This is a genomic window from Niallia sp., from assembly GCF_031978665.1.
In the GTDB taxonomy this organism is placed as follows: Bacteria; Bacillota; Bacilli; order Bacillales; family Cytobacillaceae; genus Niallia.
Window position 1 is genome coordinate 23,209 of record NZ_DALZDK010000040.1, and the last position, 25,664, is coordinate 48,872.

Here is a 25,664-nt window from a genome sequence, read left to right on the forward strand (position 1 = left end):
TTCATCCCACTTATGAACGCCTCTTTTTCTTGTTTTCTTTGAAAAATGGGGTTCATCTCGCTTATGAACACCTCTTTTTCTTGCTTCCTGATGAAAAATGGGGTTCATCCCACTTATGAACGCTACTTTTTCTTGTTTTCCATGAAAAGTGGTTTTCATCTCGCTTATGAACGCCTCTTTTTCTTGTTTCCTCTGAAAAATGGTTCTCACCCCATTTATGAACACTACTTTTTTCTAATTTCCGGATGAAAAATGGTTTTCATCCTGCTTACAAACACTACTTTTTCCTCTTTTCCCCTCCAAATTCATTCGCCTTCCATCTCATCTACAAATCACAAAAAAACGATAGAGTCTGACATATAGTCTTGTCATTCCATCGTTACTTTCAGCTATTTTACTGGTATCCATATTTCGGAGTAGCAATCTTCACTTGATGGATCATCTTCTGTGTATCGTTCAAAAGAGATGTATCCTGCTTGCTGATAGGTACTAGTTGGCATCCATTCCGAATAAATTTGCTGCCAAACATTTTGCATACTATATGGCATTGGTCCATGCACTTCAAAAACAGCCCACTTGGATGCTGGAATTTCTAGCTTCTCATATTTTGCTGACTCCTCTTCCGATGCGACGGCTATCCAGTAATCCATATTTTTGTCTGCTTCTTCAGATTTGTCCACACAAACACCAAGTATACCTGAGACTTCCCCTACAGTTATGCTCAAGAGCTCATTTACTGTTCCATTCTTATTTACTTCGTCCCAGAGCTTAGGGATTTCGCGAAGATTTTCATCTTCTCGAAACAAATAAGACTTTTTCATACCAGTTATTTTAAATGCCTCTTTCTCTACTACTCTTACTTTCATTGATTCTGCCCCTTTCAGCTATATTTAAATTACCAGGGATACTTTAACCATATCACATAATTTCCATTCTTAAAATGTGCACATGTATACCTGATTTTTTCTTGTTTATTTATGCTTCCTTCTGACAGATATCCCATTTGTTTTCTGATCGTCAAAATGACGAATTAAATTTAAGATAGACCTTCCTAAATATATACCAAAAAAAGTGCCAAAAATAAGTAGTGCTGCTAAATAATTCTCAAATATTTTCATGGAAGCCAATAATAATAGCAAAAAAATTAATGCAACAAATAAATTTAACAGTGGATAATTTTTCATTCTATCCCTACCTTGCTGTTTTAGAAAAAAATAGTATGTATGTCTTATTTTTGCGGTAAAATAGGCTGTCTATTCCCATAGATGTGGGTTTAAACAACCTATTCGATTCTAATAGAAAACGCATAATTCGGATTTCCTTGATCCCATTTTGCATAAATCATATATACATATGTTCCTTTTTTAGCGGGCACAGTCATTTTATTTCTGTCTACCTCAATAAATTCCTCTTCCCCATCTTCAGACACTTCTGCAATCTGTAATGATCCATCTAATGGTTTTTTATTAAAATCAATTGTAATTGTTGCATTTGGTTCCACTGTAACGGAACCATTTCTTAACCCCATATCCCAAGGAGATGCATAGACATAGTCGACACAGGATCCTTTCAAGGAACCTTGCCAGCAATTCGAGCCAATTGTTGTCGGAATTCTGTTATTTTTCCATAATACCTCAGGTTTTGGTGGCTTGGAAAAGTAAATCGTATCCATTAATACCCAGATAATGACAAAAATAAATGCTATTATTGTTACCACCATAAACATAAGTGCCTTTTTGTCCCCTTTCCTTCCTCTTTAATTATTGGACGTTTGTTATTGTAGAAAAGTTTCGAATTTTTCTTTATAAATAGAAAATTTAGGATATTTTTTATTCTCCTCTATGGCCTTTGGATTTTTCTAGTTTATATACGTCCATTCACCTAAAAAAAGTTCCATAAATTTGGAAATTAAAAAAACCGAAAAGTAGATATTCTACCTTTCGGAAAATTTTATTAAGCTCTTTTCTTTATATCCAATTTGCTTTTCTCATTATTTACTACGTTAACGGCGCTACAGCATTAAGTGCTAATTTAAAACATTCTTTTTGTAAATAATTCTCTTTTTTATTTTAGGTTGTTTTACTTAATGGATAATATTTTATTAAATATTGGTTATCCCCTTCTACATAAACATTATTTTGATCTTTTTCCGGATAATAAGTAGTGGTCATCACCTTTTGACCTTTATTAATGAATATTTCACATACTGATTGATCAACAAAAATCGTTAAGTTAAGCCCTCCATTTTTCTTTAGCTCAATCGTTCTTTTATTCCCATATTTAAGGTTAATGGGATTAATCGTACGAGAACGGTCTAATGTGAGTTTACCTTTCACCGTATCAAATTCTAAACAAAGATAATGATTGTGTTCTTTATTTGCATATAATTGAATGGTACCTATACTGCTATAAGGAATCTTAACTTGCAATTCAAAGCTATTTTCAATTCCTTCTAAAGAGAATGAATGGTCATGAATGACCATTTTCTGTTCCTCTTTTCGCAGCATTTCCATTTCCTTAACTGGATATTGATATAGTTCTCCGTTAATTAGCTTCAATTCCTTTACCAAACTTAAACAGTGAGCCCAGCCATCCTTAAAAGTTGGGTACTCCATTTCTGGTAAACCAATCCAACCTATACTTAAACAACGTCCGTCTGGAGCATTAAATGCTTGAGTTGCATAAAGATCAAATCCCGCATCTAGAAGCTTCAAATCTTCAACATGATTGATTTTACACCTTTCAGGATCAAAATTTTCTCCAACAATATAAAAATTAGGATAAATATTTTGATAGTCTGCAACTCTTTTATCCAGTCCTTGTGGGCAAAAAATCAAGACTGGTTGATCATCAAGGAATACTACATTTGGACATTCGATCATATAGCCCATGGATTCTTCGATAAAATCTAGCGATCCTTTTATTTTCCACTCTAGCAAATTATCACTCTGATAAACCAAAACTTCCCCTTGCTTCTTTGTATTTTGAGCACCAATGAACATCAAATAGTGATTCTTATATTTGATAACCTGGGGATCACGAAAATGTTCTGTTATTCCCTCAGGTACTTGATTAATGAGTGGTTTTTCTATTTTCGTTATTTGATTATCTTGATCCATCCAAGCCCCCATTTGATAAGGAACTCGCTGCCATGTTTCATCTCTGACGTTTCCAGTATAAGCAAGAAACAACTTATCTCCTACCGGTAATGCAGATCCTGAATAAACACCATGGGAATCATAAGCTGTATCCGGCTTGATTGCCACACCCTCAGACCGCCAATGTATTAAGTCATCTGAAACTATATGATACCAAGATTTAAGGCCATGAACTGGACCAAAAGGAAAAAATTGATAAAAGAGATGCCATTGGTTATTAAAAAAGGTAAAACCATTTGGATCGTTCAGTAATCCTGTCTTAGGTTGGATATGAAAATCAAGACGCCACTTTGCTTCTTTTACCTTTGATTCTAACTTTCTTAGGTAATCATTTCCCCATTTTTCATATGGGAGATACCTTACTTCATCCGTCCACTTCATATTTTCTCAACGCCTTGTTTAACTTCAAAAATAGGCATTACATAATTAAAATTATATTCCAGCCCTGAGATAGTTTCCTTTGATTCTGTTATGACTACCATTACCGAAGGATCTTTGCCGTTTGCTTTAACTAGGTCAATATTCATTTCTCCAATCGAATCCCCTTGTTTCACTTTTTGTCCTTGTTTTATATTAAGTACAAAAGGCTTTCCTTCTAATTCTACTGTATCAATACCTAAATGAATCAATACTTCCAAACCGTCTTCTCTACGAATACCAATTGCATGTTTCGTTGGAGCAATCATTTCAATTATCCCACTAATTGGGGCTGTAATATCTTTTTTACTTGGTAAAACGGCAAAGCCTTCACCCATCATCTTATTTGCAAATACTTTATCATTCACTTCCGTAATTGGAATAATTTCGCCTTCAATAGGTGCATATACTCTCAAATTCTGAACTGTTTCATTTGTACCTAGTAATTGTTCTTCATTTGTTTTTTTTGTTTCTTTCTTAAAAACAATTAGGTTGGTCAAAATAAATGCTAAGATAACGGTTCCAATTCCGACTAATAAATAGGTAGTCACCTGATAAGGGCTATAAATATACATTAACGGTGATAATAGCACTGCTAATCCGTAGCTGTTTGCTTGGATACCTAAAAACGATAGTACCATTCCACCAATTGCTGAGCTTGCAAGCATAACGCCAATTGCTTTCATACCTGCCCTCATGACAACTCCAAATAATGCAGGTTCACTGACACCTAATAATTGTGTGACAGTTGCAGAAATACCAGCCGTCTTGACAGAAGCGTTTTTTGTTCGCAATGCAATAGCCAAACAAACAGCAGCATTGGCAAAGCCATACATAGCACAAACGGTAATCAAAGGATTAAACCCAGTGGAAGCAATTAAAGATGTTTCAATCATGATAAACATGTGATGCATCCCGGTCATTACTGCAATCGGATAAAGGAAACCGATAATTAACCCACCAATTCCTAATGGTAAATGTAAAAACATCTCAATTACTTTGACAGCTTGTGACTCAAAACCATGAACTAAAGGACCTAAAATAAATAACGCGATAAAAACAGAAACCAAGATGACTACGAAAGGTGTAAAAATTAAATCCATCGAATTAGGCATTACTTTTCGAAGCTTCTTTTCAAGAGTTGCTCCAATAATTCCAGTAATCAAAGCTGTTAAGATGGAACCTTGATATCCAACCAAAGGAATAAATCCAAAAGCCAGAATTGGGTCTGCTGTTCCTTCAGCAACAGCGTAAGCATTTGGTAATGCAGGAGATACTAACATCAACCCAATCAGAAAGCCAATAATCGGGAGTCCACCCACCTTTTTAAATGCAGACCAGCAAATGAAAGCAGTCAGAAAACCAAATGCGGTATCGGTTAAAACCGTTACCATTGCAGTTAACCAAGCAGGAATCGTTTCTGGTGATAACCCCATTGTGTTTAATACGGTTTCATTAAAGAGAACACCCTTTAATCCTAGGAATAGACCGGTCGCTCCTAAAATAGGGATAATTGGAACAAAAATATCAGCAATATTACGAACAGCGCGTTGCAGCTTGGAAGAATCATCTTTAATCATTTCATCTTTTGAATTTTCTCTATATGAATAAAGCGATTGCATTTCTGCATAAACTTTATTAACAATTCCTGTCCCCAAAATTATTTGGTATTGCCCAGCATTATAAAACACACCTTTTACCTGTTCTATTTCTTCCACTTGTGAATCGTCAATCGCCTTGCGATCTTTGACTTGTAAGCGAAGTCTGGTAGCACAGTGTGTAGCGGAGACGATATTATCTTCTCCAACTACAGCAACAAGTTTTTTGGCAATCTCTTGATAATTCAGTTGTTTAGTCATGATTTACATCCTTTCGTAGCAATAATGCTTGATATGGTTTCATTTTCAGTTTATTTTCTTCAAAAATGATGTCTTCATAGTTATTTAAGAGGACTTTGCCAGTAATTTCCTCGATGAGACAGTCCTGATTACTTAAATTAATTACTACCTGAATCTTCTCCTTACCAATTCGTTCGTAAGCAATAATGTTATCTGCTGTCTCTAAAGGTACGAATTCTCCATAAATCAAGGTTTCACAATAGTTAGACCTATTTCTTAATTCGATCATTTTTTTATAATAACTAAATATAGAATCCTCTATTTCCACCTGTAGCTCAGCATTTATTGTCTTATGATCCCCAACTACTTTCAACCATGGCGCAGTAGATTCACTAAAACCTGCTGTTTCACTAGCATTCCAGTGAAAAGGTGTTCGACTATTATCACGGGAACGCTGGTTGACAAACTCCAATGCCTCTTGACTAGTGAAGCCTTCTAACATGGATCGTTGATAATTATCAAGGCTAGATACATCATTAAAATCATCAATTGTTTCACGCTTAAAATTCTTCATTCCCAGTTCTTGCCCTTGGTAAATAAAAGGTGTTCCCCTTAGGAAGAAAAACAAAGTACCTAATGCCTTCGCGCCAATGTCATTTTGATATTGTGGATCACTAATATATTTTGAGATAGAGCGAGGTTGATCATGATTTTCCAGAAAATTGGCTCCCCAGCCGTTTCTTTGAATTGCCTCCTGGCTTTTGAAAATTTGATCCTTAAGTTCCTTGATTTGCCAATTAGTCCTTCTAAACCATTCACTTCCACTTTCAACATCTATATCGGCATAATGAAAATCAAATATCATATTAAAATAGCCATTAGGACCAATGTATTGATCATATTCTTCATACGTAACTCCCGGAGCTTCACCAACCGAAACACATTCATATTTTTGGAAGGTCTCACGATTCAGTTCTGTCAAGAAATCTTTAATGCCAGGACGATTCCGGCCTTTATGCTTTACACTAGCTAATCCGTCCGCACCATCTGGGATTACATCTGCATAGTCTTGGTCCTTTTTAATGAACGTAATCGAATCAATGCGAAACCCAGAAATACCTTTCTCTAACCACCAATTAATCATGTCATAAATTTCTTGCCGAAGAACTGGATTTTCCCAATTAAGATCAGGCTGCTTTTTATCAAATGTATGAAAGTAATACATATTTTCTTCATTCGGAACTTTTTCCCAGACGCTTCCGCCAAAGATAGAGCGCCAATTGTTTGGAGGACTAGCATTTTTTCCTTTTTTAAAAATATAATAATTGCGATATTTGCTTTTGGGATCATTTAAAGCAGATTGAAACCATACATGCTCATCAGAAGAATGATTCACAACTAAATCTAAAATAATTTTGATCCCTCTCTTTTTAGCGGCTGTCAATAATTCATCAAAATCATCCATCGTACCAAATTCCGGTTGAATACCTTTATAATCAGAAATATCATAGCCATTATCAACCATTGGTGAGGTAAAGATTGGGCAAATCCAAAGCATAGTTACCCCAAGTTTTTCTAAGTAATCTAATTTTTGAGTTATCCCTTTGATATCACCAATTCCATCATTATTGCTGTCATAAAAACTTTTTGGATAAATTTGATAAACAACTTCTTCTTTCCACCATATTGGTTTTTCCATGAATATCTTTGGTATATCTTTTCGAAAGGCATTTTCCATTATTATACACTCCTACTTTTATGATATCGATACCACATTGGTGTTTTTAAAGAATCTGCTTACACAGATTCTCTGATAATTAGTTCTAAATTTAATTCTGATTGATTGATTTGATAACTTGTACCATCAAGATGTGCAATTAACAAATTGGTCGCTTCTTTACCCAAGGCTGCTACTGGTTGTGAAATGGTAGTCAATGGTACTGTTAACATTTCGGTAAATGGTTGATTATCAAACCCCATAATTGCTAAATCTTCTGGTATCTTTTTTCCAGCTTTTATCATGGTTTGAAGTATCCCACTAGCTACTTCATCACTACTAGTAAAGATTGCGTCAGGTCGATTTTCTTTAGGCAAAGCCAAAATCTTTTTAGCAATTAACTGACCATCTTTAATTGTATGTACCTGTTTGAAAATCCAATCGATTTTCATTGGCAATTGACTTTCTGTTAATGCCTTCTCAAACCCGCTAGTACGAGCATTTCCATGTCCACCTCGAGTTAAGCTACCTCCTGTACAGTAGCTAATTTTACGGTAGCCTTTTTTAATCAAGTAATGAATAGCATCATACGTCGCTTTTTCTTGATTTGTATAAACTTGTGGAATAGATGATCCAGGAATTTGTTCGTTACACAATACGATTGGTCCAAATTCTCGATAAGATTCAATAGTGGAAGGTTCCCCTTCTACTGAACACATTATTAGACCGCTAATGACTTGCTGCTTTAACATCTCCAACATTCTGATTTCTGCATTTTTATCATCATAAGTTTGCATAATTAAGACATTATAGCCATGTAATTTCACTTGTCTCTCAATCGAGTCAACTAAATATGAAAAAAATGGATTGGTAATACGAGATACCAAAATGCCAATCATTGTACCTTTTTTCGAACGCAACTGAGTCGCAACAGAACTAGGAGTATAATTGAGCTCCTCCATTGCTTTTTTGATTCTTTCACGTTTGTCATCGGAAATATAAGGATGATTATTTAGATATCGAGAAACTGTTGAAACAGATAGTCCTGCCTTTTTCGCCACATCCTTAATTGTAGCCATAAAGAACATTCCTCTCCTTTTATGATATCGATTTCATATATAATATAAATTCTTTTTGATTTATTGTCAAGGAAAAGTAAGTGTGAAGCTTTCTTCCCCCATAAATGATTATTAAATTTAATTTATGCATTAAAAAACCGAAAAGTAGATTACCTACCTTTCGGGAAAATTTATGCTAAGCTCTTTTCTTTATTTCCTTTACTTTTTCCATAAATGATGGTTTCTTTCTGCTAAAATAATAGACAATTCCCGTAATCAGTAAAACAAGAACGATCAAAGCAATTGGATTGATATTCGTGGAAAAAACGCCAAATGGAATCAATGCAAGGACAAAAAAGTAAAAGAAATTTCCAATGGCTGTTCCGATTGTAAAGGGACGCAAGGAGATTTTGCTAACACCTGCAATGATATTTAAAATACTTGTCGGAAAGAATGGAAAAACCCTACCATAGATTACATATCTCATCCCTTTTTGTTCGATCTTATCAAGCATATCTTGATGATTTTTGACTTTGCTGTGAACGAAATCTTGAAACCAAAAACGAATAGCTAGGAAGATAATGATTGCCGCTATTATACTAGAAAACCAGCTCCATAAAAATCCGTAAAAGAATCCAAACGAATAAAAATTGAGGGTAATAACCAATATTAACGGGATAACAGTAAAGCTATTTTGAATAATCATTATGAATAAACTTACAATAAGTGCATAAGAAATATTTTCTTTAAATACTGATGTGACAGAATCAATCTCCCCTTGACGAATCACCTGAAAGATATCCGTATAACGGAAAAATATAATAAAGAGGCTGATCGTCACAAAAAATGTGAATGGCTTCCAAAAATGTTTTATAAGAAATCACCTTTTTCATAAATTATATGTCACATGCTAAAGAGTGGTACACTCTAGATGATTCATTTTACTACAAATTTAATCTTTTTCCTTTTTTTATAATTATCAGTTTTCTACCCTTATTTATTTTTTTTGAATCTGGTTTGCCTATGAATGTTAATTAGCCCCTTAAATTATATATGATTGAACAAAAAACACTATTCATTTTGCATAAATGTTCCAAAATGAATAGTGTTTTATCTTCTTACTCTTAATTATTTAATTTTACACTTCTTTGATTTTTTCGAACCACTCTTTAAATTTAAGAATACATCTATTGAAGAATCTTATTCAAACAATAAAATATTTAAGTCTTTTCCATAACAGTAAACAAGCATTGTATGCAATTGCGCTCTATGGTGATAGATATGTGCTACTATTTCTAATAGCCACTCATACCTAGTATAGGTTGCTCCCCAATAAGATGTAGTCTGTTCATGCAATTCTGTTTCTGTGAGATTCATATAGCTGTCTTTTAATGTTTCATAATTATATAGAATAGCATCTTTAACATCCTTCATGCTTATTAAAGAAACACTAGAATAGTACTCATTCATCTCTTTTTGTGTTGCACCATTCGATATCAGCAAATCAGCCTTGCAAATAACGGCAATATGTTCTAACAGCTCACCTATCGAACGCTTATTGCTTGCTGGCCTTTTCTGTAAGTCGGACGCTTCTATAGTTTCTATCATTTCGATTGTTGTTTTTAAAGCTATTTCAATTTGATTTAGCGCACTAGCAGTATATATATTCCCCAATACCTTCCCTCCCTCTCACAACGAATATACGTTCGTATTTTAATTATAGACTATTCTATCATAAGTTCAACAAAATATGCGTTCATTCTTTAAATGCAGCTGATATTATGCATCATCATGAGTCAGTTGGAATAATAGATTTTTGACTGTATTGAAACTATAACCGTAATGGCCAGTCTATATACTACGGAAATTCTCTGTTTCAACTGAAAAGAGCCAAACACATTGTTTGGCTCTGATGCTTAATATGCTTTCCTTTGTCTGATAAACAAACGATCGCTTTTTTCTAAAGGTGCATTTTTCATTAATAAATATGCTATATAAAGAAAGACAATGGCTATCCCAAGCAAAATCGCTACAAACTGAAGATAATGGGTAAAAAACAATTCTGCTAGCCAGCTTATATCCCCAAATACAACAACAACTGTACCGATAACTAAAAGTAATGTCGCTACTGAAAGAGATAAGATCGTCCCATAATTAAACCAAATCGTTTTTGCAATCATCCCTAAACTAAATAAAAAGAATATCCAACAAAAATCCACCCATAGATAGACAAGCCAATTCGAGCTATTCGTAAGTTCTGCAAAATGCAAAAGATTAATCGAATTATTTATACTATTGGTGATTAGATAAAATAAATTAAGGATTACGACACTAATAACACCATAAATGAATGCTGTAAGATATAAAGCCAATACAAACTGTTTTCTAGTTCCACCTAGTGAGAGAATATATTTGTATCCACTAAAATTAGCAAACGGATAGATGAGAAAGACAATGAATAATGGGCCGAATAAGATAAATGATCCAGCGTCTGTTACACCAATAAATCCTAAAATATTATAGAAAGCAAAGAGCACAAAAGTAATGGCAACATTTATATAAAATGTTAGGCTCATTTCTCTCATCATTAATCGGAATGGTCCAGTAAAGGTATTCATACTTTTTGCACCTCTTTTTTTGTTGTATAGTTAACTAGATAATCCTGTAATTTAGCTTTTTCCACTGTAACACCAGCTTCTTTAGCTCTTAATTTCCATTCATTCGTATATACGTCGTCAATCATCACATTGATTTGCTTTCCTAGTTTTCTTTTTTCTAAAATGGTATGACCTTCTATTAAATGCTCTATTGCTTTTGCTGATCCCGATAATAGAACACCATTCATTTTCAACTCTTCGGTTTCTTCATAACGTACAATTGTCTGCTGATTTATAATCGCAATCTTTTCACACATTGCTTCAATCTCATCAATGTGATGGGTAGATAAAATAATGAAACGAGGATCTTCCTCATACGTATTTAGGAGTGCATCGTAAAACTGTTTTCTCATATATGCATCCAGCCCATTCGTTGGTTCGTCCATAATCGTTACAGGCGCTTTACTAGCGAGCCCTAAGACAATTTGCAACATGGTTTGCATCCCTTTAGAGAAATTTTTGATTTTCTTTTTTCGTGGAAGTTCAAACAATGAAACGAGATGCTCCGCTAACTCCATATCCCAGTTTTTATTAAACAATGCCCCATAATGCATGGCATCTTCCACATTCCAAAGTACAGAGAAAGGATGATTTTCTTGGATGTACGTTATGTTGTTCATTGCCTCCTTATTGTTATACGGGATAATACCATTCACATTGATAGAACCAGCATCAATATTTTCCATGCCAGATAAAAGCTTCATAAATGTTGTCTTTCCAGAGCCATTTCGTCCCCAAAGTCCCATGATGATTGGTTCTGTTTCTGAAATATTTACATTCTTTAGTGCCGGGATATTGCCATATGAAAACGAGACATTTTCGAGTTTAATCATCTGTATAATCCTCCTTAATTACTTGAAGTAATTCTACTTTTTTTATTTCAATACGCTTAGCTTCTTCCATCATCGGTTTGACATATTCGTTGTAAAATTCTTCTTTACGCTTTTCAAGCAGCTTTTGTTTGGCACCTTGTGCAACAAACATGCCAACACCACGTTGCTTATACACATATCCAGCCTCAACCAATGCTGCAAGCCCTTTTTGTGCAGTTGCACGGTTTATTTGATAAAATTTCGAAATTTCAGTCGTAGAAGGAATTTGATCCCCTTCTACTAACTCCCCCTCCACAATTTCATTTGCAATCATATCTGAAATTTGCTGAAATATAGGCTTTGAATCATCAAAAACAGCTTTCACGAATTTTCCCTTCCCTCATACGTTGAACGGTTGATTAGTTATGTAATCAACTATACAATAATTGTTCCTTTTTGTCAAACCCTGCATTTATAGTTTGCATATAAATAAGCACTTTTATATTGCAAACATAACAGTCATTTAACATTTTATTTAAATCTTCTATTTTTGGAAAAAAAAGTCGAAAAAAAGGAGTATAATGGAAAGAAAAGATTAGGGAGGTTGTGGAAATGATTACATTATTAGAAGATATTGCTCCATCCGGAATTAAAGATACAAAATTATATATCATGAAAACAACTGATTCTTTTGTTATTTCTATCCCTAAAATTAATTGGTCTACGGAACTGAGTAAAACAGATTCACCCCATGATCAATTTGATCATTTGCTTCATTCCTTAACATTTCATATGTTTGAAGGAAATTGTTCCGAACTAGCAGAATGTATCACCTCATCCATTGGTAAGTATGAAAATTCATTATAAGATAGTCTCTATCCTTCCATTTAAATAAAGTCATACATAAAGGCACAAAGGATTATCATCAATAATCTTTTGTGCCTTTTCATCTATTAATCCTCGCCACCCTTTTCCCTAGTCTACATTTAATTGCATAAAACGATGGCGTTACGCTAAAATGGTTAAATGAATAATAGAATGATTAAAGGAGTTTTTTTATTGGAGTTTCTTTTCACGAGTGAACAATTAGGTTTTCGATTATTAACAATAGAAGATGTTGAGGCATGTGAACAGTTTTGGGGAAGCGAAGAAGTCATGAAATATTGTGGTGGAAGTACAGATTCTGCCTTACTTCCTCAAGTTATTGACTTTTACCAGCAATGTCAAGCTGATTTCGGTCTTTCTGTTTACGGAGTGGTTGATTTGGCTACTAATCAGGTGATTGGGGCAGCTGGTTTTAATATAGAGGATTCTATTGACGAAGTAGAACTTATTTTCCATTTCACAAAAGATAATTGGAACAAAGGCTATGCTACAGAAGCGGCGATTGCATGTATGAAGTTTGCTGAAGAACAAGGAAGTGTTCAAAAAGTAATTGCTTCTGCGAGTATTGAAAACAAGGCTTCTTTAGACGTACTTGGCAAGATTGGCTTTCAGTATATGGGGATCAAATATTTTGAGGATACGGAGCAGGAAGAAGCTTTTTTTGGGTTTGTTTTTTAGGTGAATAGATAGTAATCACACACAGTCTAAATACAGGTTAGTAACAAAGGGGACGACACTAAAATGTTTGATCCCCTTTTGTCGTCACTTAGCCTTTTCTCTTTCATAAATATGAAAATAGACTTTGTTCTTGTCCATCGCTACAATTAAAGAGACCTTCATGAAGCACTCCCCTTATTGACCATATGTAAAATGGTTTAATAATTGCTCAAATGTATCAATCTCAGCAAATGGTTTTATCTCGGTATCATTGTTGGTTCTAAGTGGATTAAACCATACCCCTTTTATATTGGCATTTTGACAACCACCAATATCTCTTTCTAAGTCATCGCCAACGAATAATGTATCTTCTGGCTGCACATTAAGCTTATTTAAAGCTAGTTCAAAAATGCGTTTGTCCGGTTTACTAATCCCCACTTCATCAGAAATGATGATTGTATCAAAATAATGATGTAAATTGGTGCTCCTTATTTTTGCTTTTTGTCTATGGACGGTGCCATTTGTGATAATTGCAACTTTCACTTGACTCTTTAGCCTATATAATATGTTTAATCTATCTTGATTTACAGAAAAACAATACGGAAAATGCTGATTCCAAAAAGCTAATATATCATTGTGTAGTATTCTATATTTTGGTGGAAAAGAATCGAAAAAGGCTTCCAATACCTTTGTTTTATCCTTTTGACCATAGCATCGCTTGTCCTGTTCTTTGAATTCTTGCAGCATTTCCCTTTTTAAGGAATCGTCTATATCCTCATAACATTTTTCCAACATAATGAAAAATAGTTTTTCTACCGCATCATCTCTATCAAGTAGGGTGTCATCTAAATCAAATAGCACTGCTTTGTAGGTACTCAAATAATTCACCACCTTTCTAAATCTGGGTACTCTTTTAAAAAGCTACATAAAAAGGCTGGCTATTTTCATCCAAACATTTCTCTATTCTTTGTCTAAAATTCTTATGTGTCACCATTTCCAGCGCATCATCAATAGGAAAAAATCCCACTTCTAAGCTTTCTGGAGAAGTAGCTAATTCCCCTCCAACTGGTTTTGCTAAAAACAGCGTATTGCATATGGAACGGTTCACATTTTGGAATATTCCACAAAATTTTACTATCTCAATATCAATACCTGATTCTTCTTTTGCTTCTCTTACCGCAGCGTCTTTCAAGGACTCTCCCTCTTCCACTTGTCCGCCTGGCATTTCCCAACCTCTCTTAGGTCCCTTGATTAATAGAATTTCACCCTGTTCGTTGATGACAATCGTCGCTGCTGAAACAATATGTTTCGGCGGCAAATATTGCTTTTGTGTGCTTTGAACCAATTGGTTTCCCCCATTCTTTATGTTGAATAATTTTATCCTTGCAGTTCCTCTACTGTTTTAATAATTCGATAGAATGCTTGATTAATAGGTGTTTCGATGCCAAGTTTCTGGCCATAATCGATGACTTTTTCGGCAAATAAAGCGACTTCGGTTTTTCTGCCAGCTTCGATATCCTGCAGCATCGATGTCTTTCCTGTTCCGCCAACTTTGCTTAATACATTGGCAAAAAAATAATCCATGTCTTGTTCTGTTAGGTCAATTTCCTTTGCCTGAGCTAGCTTGATTACTTCCTTCATCGCACTTTTGGCTAGCTCTCTTGCTGGTCCTTCTTTTTGAAAGAAAGCATAGGGGGCTCTCGTTACAGCTGAAGCTTGATTCATGCCTACGTTAATCATGAACTTATTCCAAAGTGCCCGTTCCATATCTTCTGGTACATCAACTGGTATGCTTGCTCTTTCTAAGCATTCTTTGACCTCTTTTACGCGATCCGTTAGCTCTATATTTACTCTTTCCCCAAAAGTGATGATTCCAGGAGTACTGTAATAGATTCGATTGCCTTCTCTTGTTGAGTCAATGCCATTGCAGATGGAATAGAGAATCTTTTCTTCCCCATAGCTTTGTGCAATTTCTTCCTCGCTTGTAATCCCATTTAATAAGGAAAGAATTACTGTTTTCTCTCCTACAAATGGACGAATTAGGGAGATTGCTTCTTGAAGCTGTCCATATTTTACTGCAAGGAGAACCAAATCAAAGGCTTCTGAATGTGTATCTGGATGGATGTAATGAAAGGAAGTTTCTTCGTCGTTTATGTAGAATTTTTCTTTTTCATATCTTGTTTTTCTATGCTCATCGACAATAATTTGTACTTCTAATCCTTCTACTTCCTGAAGCATTTTGCCATATACTGCACCAATCGCTCCAAGCCCTACAATACCGATTTTTTTGATGGTCACTTTTCTTTCCTTCTTTCTGTGATTATTCATAATCTTTTAAATTATTTTAACATATATTTCTAGTAAAAAAATACTTCCTTTTCATCATCGAAAAGGAAGTATCTTCTATCCTATCTTAGCTTTACCTGCTTCAATCGCTTTGTTAATGGCTTTGCGAATGATTATTTTTTCTTCTACATGTTTATATTCCTTTAGTACATCAAGTACTATTTTCCTTGCAATTACTTGATTTCTCGTAATCGGGTAAACCAATGAGTACAGATAGGCTGCTTGTTTCTTATTCATTTTTAGCTTCGCTGTTCATTTACAGGTAGCGCTAAGGTAACTTTAAATAAGTCTCCATCTGTCTCTATTGTCATCATTCCCTCATGAAGGTCGATAATCGATTTTGCAATCGCAAGTCCAAGTCCGGATCCTTCCGTATGTCTGGATGTATCGCCTCTTTTGAAACGCTCGAATAATTCATCCATATTGTCATCCAGCTCATACTTGGAAATGCTTTTAAATTGAAGAACTGCTTGCTCTTTTTCTTGTTTAATCGAAAGATAGACACGAGAATGCTCCAAGGAGTACTTCAAAATATTGCCGATTAAATTATCAAATACCCTCCATAGCTTTTGCCCATCTACTACTGCATAAATCGACGGCTCTTGATTGGTTACACGAAAATCAAGAGAGGAGGCTTTGATATTTTCATCATATTCTCCTAATGCTTGCTGCAAAAGCTGTACTAAATCTATCCTTTCCTTCTTCAATTCCACATTGCCACTAACCATTTTCGACACCTCAAACAAATCATCGATCAATACTTTTAACCGCTGTGATTTTCGGTCAATAATGGCCAGATAGCCTTCTTTTTCTTCGTCTGTTAGATTTTTATTTTTTAACAATTCCGTGTAGTTAATGATGGATGTTAAAGGTGTTCGTAGATCATGACTGACATTGGTAATTAATTCGGTTTTTAGGCGTTCGCTTTTTTCCTGGGCTGTCTTTGAAACAATTACCCCAGATTTTAACGTATTAATATTCTTTGCGAGAGAAGTCAACTCTTTCGCCCCTTGGATTGATATTTCTTGATGTAAGTCTCCATTTATTACTGCATTCGTTTGTGCAAGCAGCTTACTAAAAGCCTTTATATTTCTCACCACAAAAATAATAACTGGAATTCCAATGAAAAGAGCAGCTACTAAATAGAATGGGATAAGAATTTGCAATACCAGACTTATTGGTAAAAATAGACCTAACATAAAAATCACTAGCAAGCTACCAATCGCTTTTTTGGTAAAATCTCTACTAGAAAGAACCCGTGAAATAGCCGTTTTCAACTTATTTACACTTATACTTATAAATGTATTTTTCCACTTTACTTTCTCTTTAATTAATAGATATCCTTGCATAAGAGATAGTGTTACAAATACCCATGCTAAAAGAAGAAAGGCAAGAATATCACCCCAATTCCCCCCTAATTCATTCACCTCCATGGATAGTTGGTCCCCAATTCCCCATAGTCCAATAACAGCTAATATGGCACTTATCACCAATAGCATATATCGGATATCAATTGGAACCTTTCGATAAAAAGGATAGTCCCATTGCGCAAAACTGATTTTCCTTTTTGCAAGCATAAAAATACTTACTACTAAACTGATAATACTTAATGAGCTTCCAAAAATCATTTTCTTTTGATAAGCATAATATTTATTCTCTTCCTCTATCAGCAAACTACCATTACTTAATTTTTTTGGTACAGCCACGATTCCTTCATAATTACCAATCTCTTTTTTCAACTGACTTACGATAGGAGGAATCCTCATTTCATCTTCCCATGACCAAATTGCAAACCCTTTATCTCTGTAGATTATTGATTGTCCGGGCAAATTTAACTTCTCTGTGTTCGATGTAAAGTAGAAGTTGCCTAAGAACTTTGTATTGTCCTTGTTTACTACCTTTTCTATTGTTTCTCCTGAAGAAATAGTCATATTGGTTACAACTTTTCCCGTCTTACCATTCTCTAAATAATAGTAGAATGATTCAGCCCATTGCTCAAATTCATATTTTGTATTTTCCAAATCTCGATAATATCGATCTACCTCTAATTGTTTTTCTTCTTTTATTTTTTCTTGGACATATTCATCATTTGGCAATAGCTCTGTGATTTCCTTTATATCTCGATCTCTTTCTTCTGTTAAAAGCTTCTCTGCTGCTTCATCTCCATTTTCGATTGCTAGGGCTATATCTTCTTCATACTGCTCATTAATTAATTGCATTTGTTCCTTTAAACTTGCGTATGAGTCACGATATTCAGCGATTTCTTCTTTCGTGACGCTGATGTTCTTTTTCGCTTCTTCTATTGGCACCTGATATAACTGATAATTACTTAATAGTTCTGTAAAATACATTCGTTTGTCTTCAAACTTGGTGGAGTCATAATAATTTGTATGTATATATTGCGTTAGCCATATTTTTAGCGGCGCTAGCCCACTAAGCCCGATCGTAACCAACAATGTCCAAACAATAAAAAGCCCTTTATTTCTCGATTTTGTAGCCAATGCCCCACACCACCTTTAAGAAACGCGGATTTTTTGGATCCACTTCGATTTTCTCGCGGATTTTTCGAATATGTACTGCCACCGTGTTTTCAGCATTGTACCCAGGTTCCTTCCATACACTTTCATAAATTTCCGTAATAGAGAACACTCTGCCTGCATTTTTCATTAATAATACAACGATTTTATATTCAATCGGCGTTAGCTTTACACTTTCTCCATTTACCGCTACTTCTTTTGCCTCCTGGTCTAATGTTAATCCATGAAGGTCTATTTTTTTCTTCACACCATCAAAGGTTCCAAGTGTCACATATCTTCTTAATTGCGATTTCACTCTTGCGACTAGTTCCATTGGATTGAATGGTTTGGTGATATAATCATCAGCGCCTATCTGCAATCCCAATATTTTATCCGTATCCTCACTTTTCGCACTCAGCATAATTATCGGGATATTTTTTTGTTCGCGAATTTTGTAGGTAGCAGAAATTCCATCTAATTTAGGCATCATAATATCCATGAGAATTAAATGAACTGTTTGTTCCATTAAAATATCCAATGCCTCTATCCCATCACTTGCTTTTAAAACGGTAATCCCTTCGTTTTTTAAATAAATTTCTATAGCATCTCTAATTTCTTTCTCATCATCCACTACTAGCACATTTACATTCTCCACCTTAGATCACCTGCTTTCTCTCTTCTTCGATGTCTCTATCATAGGCAAAAAATCTTAATATCTGCTAAGCAAAATTCTTAAGATTTTCTTAATATTCTTCTAGGATATTCCATTCTCTCATTCTATCAAAGGAATGTTGTTGTTCACACCACTATTTCGATATAATCATTTCTTTAGCTTGGTGAAATGAAAAAATGGCTTTCATCTTTTATGGATGAAAACCATTTTTCTTATTGTTTAGCCTTAATTTGTTCCCGAATCTTCTCTAGCTCCTCAAGGGACAGTTCCCCTAATGATTCTTTTATTTCTTCTTCCATGCGCTTGCGGTTCTTTTCCCGATATTGATTCCACCAGGCACGAAGTCCTTCTGTTTGATCCAATATGTAATCAATGTCGATTTCTTCTACCTCATCGTCCGAAATATACTCCAACACCGCTGCTAGCATGCGGTTTAATTTATCTACCTCTCCTTCTTTCTTTTTCGTATTCGTCGGTTCCTTTTCTACTTCTTCGCTAATCTCTTCATCTTTGCGAGGCATTGTATTCCTCCTACCTTTATTCCTGTTTTTCCTAGTATTTCCGTTCGAAAAAATCACTATTCTTTTCTGTGCAGGAAAAAGATATCCCCATAGCGAATCAATGATTGTAATTTTATGTTTAAGGAGTGTGTAAAATGGAAGCACGTCATGAAAATTTATTTAAACAATTGGGAACCTATCGGAAGGAACTTTTAGGGACTGTTGAAATGGTGACAGACGAGCAAGCGGAAATCGTCCCAGATGGATTTAATAATAATATCCGCTGGAATCTCGGTCATCTTTATCTCGATCAGTTTTTATGGATCGAGGCATTAACAAAAGTAGCCTCTCCTACTTCGAAGCAATTTAATCAATGGTTTGGTTTCGGTACAACACCAGCTAATTTCACAGAGGAGACGCCATCCTTCCATGAATTAAAAGAGCTTTTAAACGCTCAACCACAAGAAATATTAGAGAAATATCGCAATGAGCTTGAAAAAGAATATCCCCCAATCGATATGGGCATGCACACAATAGAACAAGTATTAATTCGAACGATTTTTCATGAAGGCATGCATTTACAGGCGATAAATGATTTGAAAAGGTTTATTTAGAGATATTTGGGAAGAAAAAATGGCCCTCTGAAATCGTTAAGCGAAATTATGCTTACCATATTCTCATTAGAAATAATCGGTAAAAGTTTTATTATCTACAGCAACGAAGGATTCGGATCCTACAAAAAGAAAACCACTGAACAAACAATTTCAGTGGTTATTATCTGTATCTATAAAAAAATGACTACATTATCTCGTTTTGGTGTCTTTAACACTATAAAAGCTATTCACTTTCCCCTTTTACTCGTCTATTTTCCTCTTGTTTTAACCAATATCTAATACCCTTTCCAGCCAATGGTTCATCCTTATATCTTGGTATTAGGTGAAGATGACAATGAAAAATCTCTTGGTTAGAAACTTTGCCTACATTCCATCCTATTGTATAGCCATCAGGAGAATGGTAATTATCTATAAACTTTTTTGCCTCATGTACTAGCTCATATGTATCGTTCCACTCTTCTTGTGTTAATTCAAAGACGTCCTTGTGATGTTTTTTAGGAATTATTAAACCGCTACCCTCTAAGATACCTTGATGTTTGTTATGTTGCAAAAAATAACATGCTTCATTCTCCAGGACAATATTTGGTCCCTATCTTTATGTGGATTACATAAAGGACAATCTAAATCATAAGCCATTTTTCTCCTCCTATAACTATCTCTTTATTCATCCGCCACATCACCAAAAAATATCAAATTCCCCCCTAAGCATCACAATCAATGCTTATCTTTACCTGCAATCGTCTCAATCAAAGCTGGCAACCAATCATCCAGATTAGTAAACACAAAGCCCACATTTTCTGCCTTTTCCGTATTCATATACCATGTGGCAGGAATCGTAAATGGGGAAGTGTTTTCTTCGTCCCCTTCTAACGTTATTTTCGCAGCATGCCCTGTCACCTTTTCAATCATACGGACTAATTCTCCCATTGAAATATTTCCATTTGCTGTTGCATTAAATGGACCTTCCACGTCTGACAAACCTGCCCATTTTAAGAATGCTGCAGCTTCTGAGGCAAGAATAAAGGACATTTCTGCATCCATATTAACAAAGCCAATCGATTTTCCTTGCTGAATCCGCTCCACATGAAAATGCAACCTACGTGTGTAATCATCTTCCCCTAACACGATGGGGAACCTTACTGCCACAACTGGAAATGTTGCATACTGAAAGAAAACGGCTTCCGCTTGTCTCTTTCCTTCATTATATGTAAAAGCCTCCTTATCTCCCCATGCTATCGGATAATGATACGGATCAAAATCTTCCTCGTTTTTTTCATATCCATCTGCAGAATACGTCGATAAGGAAGAGGTAAACACAAGCTTGCCAATATTCCCGTTAAAGACTTCACAGAAATCTCTTGCTTCATTTGATGTATAGCAAATATTATCATAAACAATATCAAATTTTCGTCCTTCAAAATGATTATTAAGTTGTTCCTTCATAGAGCGATCACCGATGATATGCTCCACTTGATCGCCAAATGGATGACTTGTTGTTCCACGGGTCATAATCGTAACTTGATGCCCCTCTTCCAACAGCAACTCCACAAGCTTTCTTCCGAAAAAACGTGTACCACCAAGTACTAATATTTTTTTCATCTATTTCTCTCCTAATCAATGACATGCGTATAACATTCCATATGGAAAAGATATTTCCTCCTTTTTTATCCATTATATTATGTCCATGAAACGATATTATTAAATGGAAAAAACAGCCATCTAATAGAATTCATTCTAAACATAAAAAGTATTTCAGAAAAATCACCAATATGGTAATATTAAACAAAAAAGGGATAGGAGATACTATGAAACAGAATTTCTATAGCGTTGGATCTTTTATTATATTTTTTATATCTTTTGTGGCGTATATCCTTGCGTTTTTTATGAACTTCCCTTTTCCCAATGCTCTCTCTATATTATTCCTTTGGTTTTTTCCTATCATTGGGATTATCTTTGGTTTCATAGGAAAAAAAGGATTCTTTAAAATTAGCGGCCTTATCGGTAATATCGTTATTTTTATAATAGTGGTAGTAATCCCTTTCGTCACTTCATTTTTTTGGAATCAACCTTGATTTCCTCTATTGATTGAATAGATTGACTGGGGGTATGAATTTGCAACAACAACACTCACTTCTATTAATCTTCCTTATAAATATCGTTATTTTTTGTCTAAATCAGTATCTATTCTTTTATGTAGAAAGTTCCGATTTCCTTTTGCAAATTTTATATTTTCTTTTCCATCTTTTTGCCTATAAATTTATGGATTTGGCGCAGTAAATTTAAGATAAATTTTTATCATCACTGGCTATGTATTTATATAGGGCTCCTTTTCTCCACTTTCTTCTTCTTTCTAATTAAATCATTGACAACAGATAAAGCAGATTTTTTATCTGAAGGCGAATTCTACTTTGATTTATTTTTAACTATTATTGTTTTTTCTTTTGTCGAGTTATTAATATTAATTTGTTTGCACGGGGTTACGTATATTTTAAGAAGATTTGGCTACCACTAAATCTACTACATTTCGAAGCACAATTTATCCTTTTATCAATAAATAAAGGTATTTAAATGTCCCCTCAGCAAGGACATTTAAATACCTTTTGTCTTTTTGTGGTGTCAGGCACTCTTATTGAGTACGCACAATTCTTTGCTTAAACCCTTTTGTTAGTGGCACAACGATAATACCGGCGATGACTAATTGCATGATATTACCTGGGACGGAGCCGAACGGTAGGATCCAGTTTCCATAAAGGATTACTTCTGTAAAATAGTAGCCGACAACTTTGATGATCATGGCAACAGCAACGGCCAGTACATATACAAAAGATTTTTTGCCAGGCATCTTTTCCACTATTAGTCCAGCTATATATCCCATAGCACCAACGATAACAAATGTGAACGGAGCCCATAATGTCCATCCTGAAACAATATCGAATAAAGCCATTCCAAAAGCACCTACGATCGCACCTGATTTCTTGCCAAAAATAAACGCAGCAATCAAAAACGGCACGTTACCCAAATGGATTAGTCCCCCATTTCCCATCAGTGGCAGCCTGATGTTGATAAACATTGTAGCAAGAAACGTTAACGTAATAAATAGTGCATTGAGAACCAGGATTCTCGTCTTGTTTTGTTCAGTCGCAAACATGTAAATCATCCTCTTCTTTCAAGTATGTGTTTTTCAGTTTATAAAAAAGAAGCTCCTCTTCTTTCATGATTACTAGTATAATAAAAACTGACAATATAAAAAGTGTCAATTTTCATAAATTTAACATGGTCAGAAAAGAGGGTTCTAGAATGGATATGCTTATGTTTGAATTAAATAAAAACACAACAAAACCCTTGTATGAGCAGCTTTATATTGGTATCAAATCCGCTATTTTGAGTCAACAAATTGAAGTTGGGACGCAACTCCCCTCCAAAAAAAAATTGGCCGATTTTTTAAACATCAGCCAAACAACGATTGAAGTGGCATATGCTCAGCTGGTTGCAGAGGGATTTATTGTATCAAAACCGCGGATTGGTTTTTTTGTAGAGGATATAAATGAATTACCTTATATTGAAACAGAACATATTGAGTTGCCTATGGAGGATACGGAGAAAAAAATGATTCGATTTGACTTTCACCCTGGAAAAATCGATACAGACTCCTTTCCTTTTTCACAGTGGAGAAAGTATGCAAAAAATTTATATGATACCCCGTCGAAGGAGTTGCTACAGATTGGAGAACCCCAAGGGGAATACACATTACGGACGGAAATAGCCAAATATCTATATCAATCGCGTGGGATTGTGTGTAAACCGGAGCAAATTGTGATTGGTTCAGGAACAGAACAACTCTTTCCCATGATTTTAAGGTTGCTTGATAATGATTCAACCTTAGCCCTTGAAAATCCTGGCTATTCAGCAAGCCCCAGGATTCAACTGCAAAATAAAGCGATCCCTATTCCCGTTGATGAAGACGGATTGATTGTGGAACAACTTGAAAAAAACAATGCCAATGTGGTCTACATTACGCCTTCTCACCAATTTCCGACAGGTGCCGTTCTTTCCGCCACAAGAAGAACACAGTTAATGCAGTGGGCAGCAAAAAGTAAAAATCGCTATATCATTGAAGACGATTACGACAGCGAGTTTCGTTACACTGGTAAACCCATTCCCGCCTTACACGGGATGGACCAAAACGATAAGGTGATTTATCTAAGTACGTTCACCAAGTCATTAATGCCCTCATTGCGATTGGCTTATTTTCTATTGCCTTCCACATTGCTGAAAAAATATAAGGAAACATTCAGTTATTATTCAGCAACTGTCCCAAGATTCGACCAGCATATAGTAGCCAGCTTCATGAGAGACGGTTATTTTTCAAAACACTTAAACCGTATGCGGAAAATTTATCGCAAGAAACTTGATAAACTGACCCATATCTTTAAAACAGATTATCCTGAAGTCATCATCACTGGAGATCAAGCCGGGATGCATATTTTAATTTCCCTTCCGCTGCAAAAAAGTGAAAATGAGTTAAAAGCCATCGCAGCAAAAAGCCATATCTCCATTTATCCTTTAAGCGACTATCTGTTAAAACCAATAGAATATAAGCATCCAACATTCCTATTAGGGTTTGGAGGCATCCCATTAGAGAAAATCGAGGAAAGCATTCACCAATTAATGCAATGCTGGGAAATGGAAAAATAATGAAGCTTGTACCAACTCCAGCTAGAATCTCTATTTGGCTTAGATTATTGTGCAGTATTATTTAAGAAGTATGTGTTAATTCTTCTTAAAAAGAATTAACATATAAATAAAAAGCGCCTAAAACCTTATTTATATAGAAAGGTTTTAAACGCTTTTTATTATCCCCCTATATCTAAGTACATCCCTTCACAAATTTTAATACGTTAAGTTATAGCCTTTCTCCACTTTCTTACCCTCTAAAACTTTATACTTTCTCCAAGAAGATAGTGTGAAAACCATATCAAATTCTGATTCATGATAGTCGCATTAATTTGTGGTTGGTTGGAACTATAGGCCATTCCTTTAAATACGACTAATTCGGTTTCAACTTCCATATCCTTTAAGCCTTGATATAGCTCATAAGCATTTGTAATTGGTACTCTTTCATCCTTATCTCCATGCTGGATTAAAGTTGGTGTACATGCTGATTTAATATATGTCATTGGTGACGTTTTAGCATATACTTCTGGATCATCCCATGGATAATTTCCTAAATACATCCTCATAGAGTATGAGATATCTGTATGTACATAATGAGTACTCCAGTTAGTAATGTAAATATTCCGAGATTGTAATTAATAGGTAAATCCTTACAAAAAATGTTAAGAATATCTTGTTACGTTCCCCATTTAATTTTATAAACATACATTTTGAAGCCAACTGTAGCTAAGATTACTCACAAAGAACGAGTGAAGCTTACTTAATGCTGTCCATAAATCAACTTAGATGACTGTTGAAATGTTTAGAAGTGCAAAAAAAATGCAACTGATAGTATCAGACTACATTTTTATCGTTTAATTTGTTTCATATTTTTTCGGATAATGACGTAAAAGGAATATTATCTCGCATTCAATTTTCCCTTTATTTCCTCGTAAGTTTCTACGGTTTTATATGTGTTTATAGAGAAACCATTCGCTACTGTTATACGATTTTCTCTTACTTCTATTACCAACAAAGTGTTAATCAATATTTTTTCATTGGACTTTTTATCTGTTATTTCGATGAATGAATTCAAATAATTCCTCTCCTTTTTTCTGTGAAAATAAATAATGGTTTAAACTAGATCATTTTTGTTAAAGCTA

At 34.8% G+C, this 25,664-nt stretch carries 26 protein-coding genes and 2 pseudogenes; 4 read left to right on the top strand and 24 right to left on the bottom strand.

Annotation, left to right across the window (positions count from 1 at the left end):
* Window positions 1-389: 389 nt before the first annotated feature.
* The 12 genes from RTL21_RS19355 to RTL21_RS19410 form a co-directional block, all read right to left on the bottom strand.
* Window positions 390-866 (bottom strand): GyrI-like domain-containing protein, encoded by a 477-nt coding sequence (locus RTL21_RS19355; RefSeq protein ID WP_312098276.1) that lies wholly within the window; start codon window positions 864-866, stop codon window positions 390-392.
* A 105-nt stretch (window positions 867-971) separates the two neighbouring features.
* Window positions 972-1,184: a hypothetical protein gene (locus RTL21_RS19360; RefSeq protein WP_312098278.1), complete on the bottom strand. Its 213-nt coding sequence runs from the start codon at window positions 1,182-1,184 to the stop codon at window positions 972-974.
* A 98-nt stretch (window positions 1,185-1,282) separates the two neighbouring features.
* Window positions 1,283-1,717, bottom strand: coding sequence for a hypothetical protein (locus tag RTL21_RS19365; protein ID WP_312098280.1), 435 nt, complete (start codon window positions 1,715-1,717; stop codon window positions 1,283-1,285).
* Window positions 1,718-2,069: 352 nt separating this feature from the next.
* Window positions 2,070-3,539 carry a sucrose-6-phosphate hydrolase gene (locus RTL21_RS19370; protein ID WP_312098282.1) on the bottom strand — a complete coding sequence of 490 codons (1,470 nt, stop codon included), beginning with the start codon at window positions 3,537-3,539 and terminating at the stop codon, window positions 2,070-2,072.
* Window positions 3,536-5,434 (bottom strand): PTS sucrose transporter subunit IIABC, encoded by a 1,899-nt coding sequence (locus RTL21_RS19375; protein WP_312098284.1) that lies wholly within the window; start codon window positions 5,432-5,434, stop codon window positions 3,536-3,538. The genes RTL21_RS19370 and RTL21_RS19375 overlap by 4 nt, the downstream gene beginning before the upstream one ends.
* Entirely contained in the window at window positions 5,427-7,151 is a 1,725-nt protein-coding gene (locus RTL21_RS19380) for a glycoside hydrolase family 13 protein (protein WP_312098286.1), read from the bottom strand. Before RTL21_RS19380 ends, RTL21_RS19375 begins: the two co-directional genes overlap by 8 nt.
* 59 nt (window positions 7,152-7,210) lie before the next feature.
* Window positions 7,211-8,209 carry a LacI family DNA-binding transcriptional regulator gene (locus RTL21_RS19385; protein ID WP_312098288.1) on the bottom strand — a complete coding sequence of 333 codons (999 nt, stop codon included), beginning with the start codon at window positions 8,207-8,209 and terminating at the stop codon, window positions 7,211-7,213.
* Window positions 8,210-8,384: 175 nt separating this feature from the next.
* A complete protein-coding gene (locus RTL21_RS19390; protein ID WP_312098290.1) occupies window positions 8,385-8,978 on the bottom strand; it encodes a TVP38/TMEM64 family protein in 594 nt (197 codons plus the stop codon).
* A gap of 410 nt (window positions 8,979-9,388) precedes the next feature.
* Window positions 9,389-9,853, bottom strand: a complete 465-nt coding sequence (locus RTL21_RS19395; protein WP_312098324.1) for a DinB family protein — start codon at window positions 9,851-9,853, stop codon at window positions 9,389-9,391.
* 251 nt (window positions 9,854-10,104) lie between these two features.
* On the bottom strand, window positions 10,105-10,806 hold the full coding sequence (locus tag RTL21_RS19400; RefSeq protein ID WP_312098292.1) for a hypothetical protein: 702 nt from the start codon (window positions 10,804-10,806) through the stop codon (window positions 10,105-10,107).
* Entirely contained in the window at window positions 10,803-11,678 is an 876-nt protein-coding gene (locus RTL21_RS19405; RefSeq protein WP_312098294.1) for an ATP-binding cassette domain-containing protein, read from the bottom strand. Before RTL21_RS19405 ends, RTL21_RS19400 begins: the two co-directional genes overlap by 4 nt.
* Entirely contained in the window at window positions 11,671-12,042 is a 372-nt protein-coding gene (locus tag RTL21_RS19410; protein WP_312098296.1) for a GntR family transcriptional regulator, read from the bottom strand. The genes RTL21_RS19405 and RTL21_RS19410 overlap by 8 nt, the downstream gene beginning before the upstream one ends.
* Before the next feature lie 227 nt (window positions 12,043-12,269).
* On the opposite strand from RTL21_RS19410, the gene RTL21_RS19415 reads away from it, so the two are divergent.
* Both RTL21_RS19415 and RTL21_RS19420 read left to right on the top strand, forming a co-directional pair.
* Window positions 12,270-12,524 carry a YueH family protein gene (locus RTL21_RS19415; protein WP_312098298.1) on the top strand — a complete coding sequence of 85 codons (255 nt, stop codon included), beginning with the start codon at window positions 12,270-12,272 and terminating at the stop codon, window positions 12,522-12,524.
* Window positions 12,525-12,716: 192 nt separating this feature from the next.
* Entirely contained in the window at window positions 12,717-13,220 is a 504-nt protein-coding gene (locus RTL21_RS19420) for a GNAT family N-acetyltransferase (RefSeq protein ID WP_312098300.1), read from the top strand.
* A gap of 174 nt (window positions 13,221-13,394) precedes the next feature.
* Here the strand turns inward: RTL21_RS19420 and RTL21_RS19425 are convergent, their stop codons facing one another.
* The 7 genes from RTL21_RS19425 to RTL21_RS19455 form a co-directional block, all read right to left on the bottom strand.
* The gene (locus tag RTL21_RS19425; RefSeq protein ID WP_312098302.1) at window positions 13,395-14,078 is read right to left on the bottom strand and encodes an HAD family hydrolase; all 684 of its coding nucleotides are present in this window, start codon (window positions 14,076-14,078) and stop codon (window positions 13,395-13,397) included.
* 34 nt (window positions 14,079-14,112) lie between these two features.
* Window positions 14,113-14,544: an NUDIX hydrolase gene (locus RTL21_RS19430; protein WP_312098304.1), complete on the bottom strand. Its 432-nt coding sequence runs from the start codon at window positions 14,542-14,544 to the stop codon at window positions 14,113-14,115.
* 32 nt (window positions 14,545-14,576) lie between these two features.
* Entirely contained in the window at window positions 14,577-15,497 is a 921-nt protein-coding gene (locus tag RTL21_RS19435) for a ketopantoate reductase family protein (protein WP_312098305.1), read from the bottom strand.
* 105 nt (window positions 15,498-15,602) lie between these two features.
* A complete protein-coding gene (locus RTL21_RS19440) occupies window positions 15,603-15,782 on the bottom strand; it encodes a hypothetical protein (RefSeq protein WP_312098306.1) in 180 nt (59 codons plus the stop codon).
* A gap of 2 nt (window positions 15,783-15,784) precedes the next feature.
* Complete coding sequence (locus RTL21_RS19445; protein ID WP_312098308.1) at window positions 15,785-18,046, bottom strand: HAMP domain-containing sensor histidine kinase; 2,262 nt, start codon at window positions 18,044-18,046, stop codon at window positions 15,785-15,787.
* Window positions 18,024-18,716 (bottom strand): response regulator transcription factor, encoded by a 693-nt coding sequence (locus RTL21_RS19450; protein ID WP_312098310.1) that lies wholly within the window; start codon window positions 18,714-18,716, stop codon window positions 18,024-18,026. Before RTL21_RS19450 ends, RTL21_RS19445 begins: the two co-directional genes overlap by 23 nt.
* Window positions 18,717-18,946: 230 nt before the next feature.
* Window positions 18,947-19,255 (bottom strand): hypothetical protein, encoded by a 309-nt coding sequence (locus RTL21_RS19455; RefSeq protein ID WP_312098312.1) that lies wholly within the window; start codon window positions 19,253-19,255, stop codon window positions 18,947-18,949.
* A 134-nt stretch (window positions 19,256-19,389) separates the two neighbouring features.
* On the opposite strand from RTL21_RS19455, the gene RTL21_RS19460 reads away from it, so the two are divergent.
* On the top strand, window positions 19,390-19,848 hold the full coding sequence (locus tag RTL21_RS19460; protein WP_312098314.1) for a DinB family protein: 459 nt from the start codon (window positions 19,390-19,392) through the stop codon (window positions 19,846-19,848).
* 223 nt (window positions 19,849-20,071) lie between these two features.
* Here the strand turns inward: RTL21_RS19460 and RTL21_RS19465 are convergent.
* The 3 genes and pseudogenes from RTL21_RS19465 to RTL21_RS19475 form a co-directional block, all read right to left on the bottom strand.
* Window positions 20,072-20,484: pseudogene (locus RTL21_RS19465) on the bottom strand (HIT family protein).
* 78 nt (window positions 20,485-20,562) lie between these two features.
* A complete protein-coding gene (locus RTL21_RS19470) occupies window positions 20,563-21,447 on the bottom strand; it encodes an NAD-dependent epimerase/dehydratase family protein (protein ID WP_312098316.1) in 885 nt (294 codons plus the stop codon).
* 1,027 nt (window positions 21,448-22,474) lie between these two features.
* The gene (locus RTL21_RS19475; protein WP_396954474.1) at window positions 22,475-22,996 is read right to left on the bottom strand and encodes an ECF transporter S component; all 522 of its coding nucleotides are present in this window, start codon (window positions 22,994-22,996) and stop codon (window positions 22,475-22,477) included.
* 149 nt (window positions 22,997-23,145) lie between these two features.
* On the opposite strand from RTL21_RS19475, the gene pdxR reads away from it, so the two are divergent.
* Window positions 23,146-24,543 carry a MocR-like pyridoxine biosynthesis transcription factor PdxR gene (gene pdxR / locus RTL21_RS19480; RefSeq protein ID WP_312098320.1) on the top strand — a complete coding sequence of 466 codons (1,398 nt, stop codon included), beginning with the start codon at window positions 23,146-23,148 and terminating at the stop codon, window positions 24,541-24,543.
* A 236-nt stretch (window positions 24,544-24,779) separates the two neighbouring features.
* On the opposite strand, the pseudogene RTL21_RS19485 reads toward pdxR, so the two are convergent.
* A pseudogene (locus RTL21_RS19485) lies at window positions 24,780-25,136 on the bottom strand (alpha/beta hydrolase family protein); the annotation flags it as partial.
* A 284-nt stretch (window positions 25,137-25,420) separates the two neighbouring features.
* Window positions 25,421-25,597 carry a hypothetical protein gene (locus RTL21_RS19490; protein WP_312098322.1) on the bottom strand — a complete coding sequence of 59 codons (177 nt, stop codon included), beginning with the start codon at window positions 25,595-25,597 and terminating at the stop codon, window positions 25,421-25,423.
* Window positions 25,598-25,664: the final 67 nt, after the last annotated feature.